5 protein-coding genes and 3 pseudogenes are annotated in these 6,605 nt (G+C 66.9%); 3 read left to right on the top strand and 5 right to left on the bottom strand.

What is annotated here, in order from left to right; genetic code table 11:
* Nucleotides 1–379: 379 nt before the first annotated feature.
* The 4 genes and pseudogenes from QCN29_RS36375 to QCN29_RS36390 all read right to left on the bottom strand — a co-directional run.
* Nucleotides 380–616 carry a hypothetical protein gene (locus QCN29_RS36375; protein WP_279933535.1) on the bottom strand — a complete coding sequence of 79 codons (237 nt, stop codon included), beginning with the start codon at nt 614–616 and terminating at the stop codon, nt 380–382.
* Nucleotides 613–1,473 carry an amidohydrolase family protein gene (locus QCN29_RS36380; RefSeq protein ID WP_279933536.1) on the bottom strand — a complete coding sequence of 287 codons (861 nt, stop codon included), beginning with the start codon at nt 1,471–1,473 and terminating at the stop codon, nt 613–615. Before QCN29_RS36380 ends, QCN29_RS36375 begins: the two co-directional genes overlap by 4 nt.
* Nucleotides 1,473–1,835 (bottom strand): L-rhamnose mutarotase, encoded by a 363-nt coding sequence (locus QCN29_RS36385; RefSeq protein ID WP_279933538.1) that lies wholly within the window; start codon nt 1,833–1,835, stop codon nt 1,473–1,475. Before QCN29_RS36385 ends, QCN29_RS36380 begins: the two co-directional genes overlap by 1 nt.
* Nucleotides 1,836–1,971: 136 nt before the next feature.
* Nucleotides 1,972–2,149 (bottom strand): annotated as a pseudogene (locus QCN29_RS36390) (keto-deoxy-phosphogluconate aldolase); the annotation flags it as partial.
* Between the two features lie 687 nt (nt 2,150–2,836).
* Between QCN29_RS36390 and QCN29_RS36400 the strand changes: the two are divergent.
* A pseudogene (locus tag QCN29_RS36400) lies at nt 2,837–3,214 on the top strand (zinc ribbon domain-containing protein); the annotation flags it as partial.
* Between the two features lie 59 nt (nt 3,215–3,273).
* Here the strand turns inward: QCN29_RS36400 and QCN29_RS36405 are convergent.
* Nucleotides 3,274–4,944: an IS1182 family transposase gene (locus QCN29_RS36405; RefSeq protein ID WP_279933539.1), complete on the bottom strand. Its 1,671-nt coding sequence runs from the start codon at nt 4,942–4,944 to the stop codon at nt 3,274–3,276.
* 122 nt (nt 4,945–5,066) lie between these two features.
* Between QCN29_RS36405 and QCN29_RS36410 the strand changes: the two are divergent.
* Nucleotides 5,067–5,303, top strand: a pseudogene (locus QCN29_RS36410) (IS110 family transposase); the annotation flags it as partial.
* A 216-nt stretch (nt 5,304–5,519) separates the two neighbouring features.
* Nucleotides 5,520–6,494: an IS630 family transposase gene (locus QCN29_RS36415; protein ID WP_279933540.1), complete on the top strand. Its 975-nt coding sequence runs from the start codon at nt 5,520–5,522 to the stop codon at nt 6,492–6,494.
* Nucleotides 6,495–6,605 lie beyond the last annotated feature (111 nt).

Raw genomic sequence — 6,605 nt, forward strand, 5'->3', positions numbered from 1 at the left:
CCGCATCCAGCGGACCCAGCTTCTCCAGCACGGCAGGGATAGGGGAAGATGCAACGGCAGGCACGGGACATCCTCATGATCATCTGGCTTAGTCACCACAATGATCACGAACCCCCGTGCCTGCACTGCTACCCGCCTCTACCAGCCCTGATCGTCAACCACCCGCGCATCCGGGGAACTTGACGGAGCCCTGAAGAAACGTGCCCTGGTAGCCGTCGGTCACACTATCTTGACCTCGGCCTGGCACACCCTCACCAAGGACGCCGAATACCACCATCTTGGAGGCGAGTGCTTCGTCCAACGAACCGGCCGGGCGAGTCAGGTGGCGCCTGGTCAGCCAGTTCAGTTCAGCATATTTGGTTATCATGAGCCCCTCCAATCAGCACAAACGGTCTGAACTGCGGGGAGGGTTGATTCCGACTCCTCTGCTGTGGCCGCTCACAGCGGAGCCTGCCGCGCAGGGCGGATCAGCAAGGCCCGCCAGCCGATAGGCTGGCAGGTGGGCGGCCTCGACGATCGAGCCCGCTCCGACGATGGCGATCGGTCGCTTGTGATCCTTGGGAATCGCGGAGTCGATGGCATAAGCGATCGGCTTCCACAGCTCGAGGCCGCTCATTCCGGGCTCATGAGGTTGTAGACCTTGCGCGCTGTTCCACCGAGCACTGCGCGGCGTTCGTCCGGGCTCAGTCCGTCGAGCAGCTTGAGAACCGTCTGCCACCAGGCCAGGTAGCCACCGGCCAGCGTGCTGACCGGCCAGTCGCTCCCGAACATCAGTCGCTGGGGACCGAATGCCTGCAGCGCATGGTCGACGTAGCGGCTCAGAGCCTTGGCGTTGTAGTCGTCCGGATCCGCGGCGGTGTCGAGCCCAGAGATCTTCGCGGAGACGTTCGGGAACTCCGCGGCGGCGGCCAGCAGGCCGGCCCAGGGCTCCCACCCTCCCGCCGCGATCGGTGGCTTCGCCAGATGGTCGATCACGATGTTCATCGTGGGAAACTGCTCGGCGAGGGCGGGCACGTGCTCCAGGTGTCGGGGAAGCACGGCTACGACGTCGTAGGCGAGGCCGACGCGTCCAGCCGCGGCGAGTCCCTTCAGCACGTCGGCGCGCACGGTCCAGTCCGGGTCAGGCTCATCGTGCATGAGGTGCCGGAGCCCGACGACGCGAACGTCGGCCGCATAACGGTCGAGGACCGGACCGAGGGCCTGCTCGTCGGTGAGCGGTGCCCAGGCGACGACACCCGCAACGCGCGGCCAGGCATCGGCGATCGCAAGCATCGCCTCGGTGTCCTCAAGCGTGTCGTCAGCCTGCACAAGAACGACGTCATCGACTCCCGCTGCGTCCGCCAGCTCCTCGACGTCGGCGACGCCGAAGGTGTTATTCAGAACGCCGAACTCAGGTGTGATCCAGGAGTAGCCGTCGGAGCCGAGATTCCAGAAGTGTTGGTGAGCGTCGACCACACGGGCGTTGTCGGCCATCACGCCAGCCCCCGAACGGAGTTGTCGGCCATCTGGCGGCGCATCGACCACACAAGCCGGGGGGCCTCCAGCATAGGGATCTGGCCGACCTCGTCGAAGCGCTCCACGTACACCGCCATTTCGGCCTGCCAACGGTCGTTGACCGGATCGTCGGTCAGGTGCTTCTCGAGCGCCGCGTAGTCGTCGATGTCCACCAGGTGGAGCAGGGTCCGGCCATCGCGCCAGATGGCCCAGTCGCGCACCCCTCCGCCCGTCAACGCTGCGAAGAGATCCTCGGGGATCTGCTGGTGGGCCGCCTCATAGGCCAGCTCCTTGCCTTCCCGCAGGACGGTCACGAGAATGACCGGTCGAAAGTGACCCATCGGTTTCCTTCCTCAAGATGCGGTGTGCGCGCGGGGTGTCTGCGGTCGGCCACCCGCCCTGTCGTCGACGCCCATGTGCAGCCTCGCCATGCGGCTGCCTTCGCCGCCGGGGCCGTGATGTCGGACCAGCCCTTTCCAATGCCGCCTCTGGGACGATCCAGGAACCTCCCACGCATCCCACGTTCGGCAGCGCGAGGTAGGCGCGGTGCTGGCAGGTGCCACCCCGCCCGTCGGACAGAACCAAACCTGCGGAAGCGGCCCGTACAGCGCTTGAGCAAGCCCGGCCCACCCGCAGCCTCGGCAGGAAAGAGCTCTCTCTCGGTGAAGCCTCACGAGCGGGTGGATGACTGTTGGTCTCACGGGACCTCCAGGCTGATGCGGCGGCAAATCAGATGCTTCGAACTAGAAACTTCGTATACAAACTAGCGCATCATGTGAGCCGGGCACATCCGCGTCAAGGGTGCACCATCTCGCCACCACGATCCGGGTCAGAATCGACTAAATCGTGTTTCTACTCGGGACCGATCCTGCCGTGTCCGCCAGCTCCTCGACGTCGGCGACGCCGAAGGTGTTGTTCAGAACGCCTCGGACAGGCCGATCGGCGGTCGGTCCACCTCTCCTGGGGCACTCATGAACATCCGGCTCCCATTCCGACTCTTCGCCGCAGCGACCGTGACCAGCCTCCTGATGCTGACTGCGCGCAGCGGTTCCGGCGGGTCCCCGAAGGGCCTTGACCCTGGATTTTGAACACGTCTATGCCGCTCGGGCCAGGGTAGTTGCTGTTGATTGGAATTCGTTCTCGAAGGCGATCGGAGAACGCTGGCCGAGGCGGGAATGCCGGCGTCGGATTTCGTATCGACTTAGCCAGCGGAAGGCATCGAGACGGGCCTCGTGCTCGTTCGACCAGCCCTTCCTGTCCTTGAGCGTCTCCTTTTGAAGGTCGCGTTGAACGACTCGGCGCGGCGTTGTCCGCGCTGGACCCGACCGCGCTCATGCTCTGCACGAACACGGTCAAGTCCGCCAAGGGAACCATCGAGGAGCCGGGGAAAGAACGTGGCCCAGAAGTCCGGGCTGAACCGCTCCATCAGCCAGGGGGCATGGGGCCGGACGGTCACCATGCTGACGTACAAGACCGCCCGGCTCGGCGGCACCCAGCACAAGGCCCCGCCCCCGGCACATCCAGGCGCTGCTCAGCGAGCGGCTTCACCACGCCCGGCAACCGGGAGTCCCAGGCCGTGTTCGTCTGCAAAAACCCGGACTGCGGCTGGTCGGGCAACGCCGACCACAACGCAGCCCAAAACGTCTTGCGCCTGTACCGGATGGGCCTCGCGCTCCTCCCGGCTGCCGGGAGGGCAGTGGTCAGGCGCGCGAAGCGCGTCAGCCGCTACCGCAAGGTAGGCAGGAATCTCCCTCCTTTCAGGACCCCGTTGCTGATCTCTCATTTCGAGGGCTGGGCGAGGAGACGCCGTAAGTGGGTGGTGCGGGTGCGTTCGGGCCGGTGGCCACGCTGCCAGGTGTCGATGCGGATGAGGTTGATGGCAGTGGCGGCGAGGCAGTGGCCGAGATGGGTGGCGTCGGCGGTCCGGTAGCGGCTGCGGCGTGCGTGGGTGCGGTGGACGATCTGGCAGACGGTGGCCTCGATCCCGGCACGTCGTCGGTAACGTTCCCGCCAGGCGTCGGTTTCCTGTTCGCGGCGGCGCTGTTGGAGGGCCGCTCTCTGGGCGGGCTCACGCAGGGTCAGTGCCCGTCCCCACTTGCCGTTGCCCGCTGTCGTGCACTGCGGGCGCAGCGGGCAGGCACGGCAGGTCGCCGCGTCGAAACGGATCTGGACCAGGGGCACGCGTGTGCGGTTACTGCTGCGGGTGGCAGCCCAGGAGACACTGGTGTGCCCACCTGGGCAGATGGCTTCACGTAGTGCGTCGTCGATCTGGAAGTCGTCGTGACCGAACCGTTGGAGGCCGTCTCCTCCGGCGACAGGACGGGCGGGGCCGACGAGTTCGATGCCGTGTTCCTGACGGGCGACGACCAGGGTGCCGGCCGTGACATAGCCGCTGTCGACGAGCTGCTCGGCCGGCAGCAGCTCCCGCCCGGCGAGACGGGCGTGGATGCCGGGCAGGGCCTCGCTGTCCCCGTCGGCCGCGGTCGCGGTCGCGACGTCCGTGATCAGCCGGGGTGTCTCGTCGTCGCAGGTCTCGGTCAGGTGCAGCCAGTATCCTGTCCAGCTGGTGGTCTTCTTGGTGCCGTAGCGCGCCTCGGTGTCATAGGGGCTTACCAGCATCCGGCGGCCAGGAGGAAGGTCCTCGCCTTCGCGGGTATGCACTCCTTGCGGACCCCGGTGGTATTGCTGCACCCACACCTGGCGCAGGATCTCAAGGGCGGGGATGCGGCGCAGCCAGTCGGGCGCATCTGGCCTCCGGGCGGCGGTGAGCAGGTGGAATCCGTCCTCGCCGACCAGGCGCAGCCAGTTGTCTCGGTCCTGGGCGTCGGGCAGCCCGTGCCAGGAGTCCACACGCTCTCCGTACCGGCCCAGCCAGTCGGTCTGCCGTTCTGCCAGGCACTGCTTCAGCCAGTCCGGTGCGGCAGCGGCCAGCGCCTCCAGCCCGGCACGGAGGGTCTCGGCGACGAACTCCATCCGGTTCAGCAGGCGCACGTCGGCGACCACCCGGGTGGAGTCGGTGCGCTGGCGTCCGCCCCGGCGCAGCAGTCCCTGGCCCGCCGCCGCATCCAACACCGCTTCCAGGACGCGCTCTTCGAGACCGTGCGTGATCAGCCGGGCCCGGAATCGGGCCAGCAACGAGTGGTCGAACCCGCTGTCGTCGAGGTCCAGGCCCAGCAGGTACTTCCAGTCGATCCGGGCTCGTACGGCATCGGCGGCCTGCCGGTCGGACAGCCGCTCGGCGTACTGCATCACCGACACCATCGCCAGCGCGCCGGGCGAGGCCGCCGGTCGCCCGTCATGCGGGAACGCGGCCGTGAACAGTGCGTCATCGAAGACCTGACCCAAACTGTCGCGCAGCCGTATCGCCAACGAGCCCTTCGGGAAGGCCCTGCGCGCCACCCGCCAGGTCAGCTCCGGGATCTCTCCACCCGTCCACGACTCCAACGACACTGGAACATCACCACCAACGAACTCGATCCTCCACTCCACCATCCCGCTTCCGCACCAGGTACGAGGGAAGATTTGAGAGATCAGCAACGAGGTCCCTTCAGCCAGGAGAGCACTTCAACCAGGAAGCCAAGACCGACGCCCTCGTCGCGTTCGTCAGCGCGGACGCGTCCCGCGTCATGCCCCACACCCTCCGCTCGGTCGACCTCGAGGACAAGACCATCGCCGAGCTGGAAATGATCGTCGGATTCGACGACGACCTGGCCGGCGAGGCCATCCAGATCAGCAACCGGCTCCGAGGGCTGACGACACAGATCCACCCGCACCTGGAGCGAGTTGTCGGCCGGCGGCCACCGCATCCAACACACCGTCTCGAAGCCGGTCAGCCGGACCACCACCCCGAAGCCCAAACCGGCACCGGCTGGCTTTCAGCTGGTGAACAAGAGGTCGGGGCTGTGCGTGGGTATCAGGGACGACAGTACCCGCAACGACGCCACGCTGCAGCTCCCGCAGTGCATGCCAGCGTTGGAAGCGCATATTGATCCGAAACGCTTTGGGTTCAGGCTCGTTGACTGTGTGTGAGTGATCTGGTGGGGGACGCGCGGACCTGGTCGCCGGACGCGCAGGAAGCCGTGCGGCTGCTGGCGGTGTCCGCGCTGGTGGAGGGCCGGGACCGGGCGGAGGTCGCGGCCTTGTTCAAGGTGTCGGTCAGGGCCGTGGACAACTGGCGGGCGAGGTGGCAGGCGGGTGGCCGGGACGCGCTGCTGTCCCGGCCGCGGGGCCGGCGCGCGGGCGAACATCAGGTGCTGTCCGAGGCCGAGCAGGCCGCCGTGCGGCAGGCGGTCCTCGATCACATCCCCTGCGACCTGGGGCTTTCCGGGCAGCTGTGGACGCGGAGGTTGATAGGCGAGCTGATCTTCAAGCTGTACCGGGTCCGGTTCACCGAGCCGGGGGTGGGCAAGTACCTCAAACGCTGGGGGCTGACCTTCCAGCGGCCGGACAAGCGGGCGGTCGAACAGGACGCGGAAGCGGTCCGCGTCTGGCATGAGGAGACTTGGCCGGCGATCCGGGCCAGGGCGAAGGCGGAGAATGGGGAGGTCCTCTTCGGCGACCAGGTCGGGATCCGCTCGGACCAGGTCACCGGCCGCACCTGGGGTGAGCAGGGGCGGACGCCGGTCGTCCGCCGCACCGGAAACCGGTTCTCCGTGAATGCGATGTCCGCGATCAGCACGAAGGGCCGGATGCACTTCATGGTCTTCACCGAGACCTTCGACGCGCAGGTCATGTGCCGCTTCCTCGGTCGGCTCGTGGGGCACTTCGACCGGAAGGTGCACCTGATCGTGGACCGGCACTCGGCCCACCGCTCGAAGGCCGTCCGGGCCTGGCTCGCCGACCACAAGGATCAGGTCGAACTGCACTTCCTGCCCTCGTATTCACCGGAGCTGAACCCGGACGAGCTGGTCAACGCCGGATGGTGTCCCGTCGAGTGGTGTAGCAGCGATCATCGCGTAGCCCCTGGTCATGGGGTGGCCATCGCGCAACTCTCCGAGTAGCGAAGCTCGTTGAGAGAGGTGACGCGATGGCCTTGTCCCAGCATGACTTACTCCGGCTGATGGAGTCACTGCGTACGGCGGACGGAATCGAGTTGGTCCGGGTTCTGGCCC

Origin of the sequence: Streptomyces chengmaiensis, assembly GCF_029846775.1 — a bacterium.
GTDB classification, from domain to species: Bacteria; Actinomycetota; Actinomycetes; order Streptomycetales; family Streptomycetaceae; genus Streptomyces; species Streptomyces chengmaiensis.

Excerpts from the sequence above, each read along its gene's own strand:
- QCN29_RS36375 (WP_279933535.1), bottom strand. The coding sequence starts at position 616 with ATGAGCGGCCTCGAGCTGTGGAAGCCGATCGCTTATGCCATCGACTCC.
- QCN29_RS36380 (WP_279933536.1), bottom strand. The coding sequence starts at position 1,473 with ATGGCCGACAACGCCCGTGTGGTCGACGCTCACCAACACTTCTGGAAT.
- QCN29_RS36385 (WP_279933538.1), bottom strand. The coding sequence starts at position 1,835 with ATGGGTCACTTTCGACCGGTCATTCTCGTGACCGTCCTGCGGGAAGGC.